This is a genomic window from Tannerella forsythia (genome assembly GCF_001006485.1).
GTDB lineage: Bacteria > Bacteroidota > Bacteroidia > Bacteroidales > Tannerellaceae > Tannerella > Tannerella forsythia.
The window spans coordinates 1-771 of the sequence record NZ_JUET01000023.1 but is presented as its reverse complement, the minus strand read 5'-3'; the positions used below and the strand labels follow the sequence as shown (position 1 = coordinate 771).

1 protein-coding gene is annotated in these 771 nt (G+C 39.8%); it reads left to right on the top strand.

All coding sequences use genetic code 11. The features are described 5' to 3' along the window. Positions 1 to 46 precede the first annotated feature (46 nt). The coding region (locus Tanf_RS00975; RefSeq protein WP_236684351.1) for an IS4 family transposase at positions 47 to 771 on the top strand (725 nt) is incomplete at its 3' end.

Genomic DNA, 771 nt, shown 5'->3' with positions numbered 1-771 from the left:
CGACAAATACGTCAAGTCCTTCACCTGTTGGAATCAACTCCTCGCTATGATGTTTGGCCAGCTTTGTAATCGTGAAGGTCTTCGAGACCTCATAGTTGCATTGCAAGCACATCAAGAGAAGTGGTACCATCTTGGATTGGGTAAATCCGTTACTCGTAGCAATCTTTCGAAAGCTAATGAAAACAGAGATTACCATATCTTTGAAGACTTCGCATACTACATGGTCGAGCAAGCTAGAACAAAACGAAAGACGAATATATTCAATCTTGGTGGCAACGTCTATGCGTTTGATTCTACAACGATAGATTTATGTCTAGATGTGTTCTGGTGGGCTAAATTCCGTAAGCATAAAGGTGGTATCAAGATACACACCCTATACGATATAGAAACTCAGGTACCGACATTTTTCCATATCACCAATGCCTCGGTACATGACAGCAGGGCGATGTGTGAGATTTCTTATGAATCAGGTTCTTATTACATTTTCGATAGAGGTTATAACAGCTTCAAGGAATTGTATAAGATTGATATGGCTGATGCTTCCTTTGTTGTGAGAGCGAAGAAAAGTCTTCAATTCAAGTCTATCAAATGGAAAAGGCGAATGCCTAAAAATGTCCTTTCCGACTCAGAAGGGATATTGACTGTTTATAAGTCCTCAAAGGACTATCCAATCAAAATCCGTAAGGTTGAGTATTGGGATGAAGAACAGAATCGTCAATTCGTTTTCCTTACAAATGCTTTTGATTTGACCGCTCTTCAAGTTGCCCTACT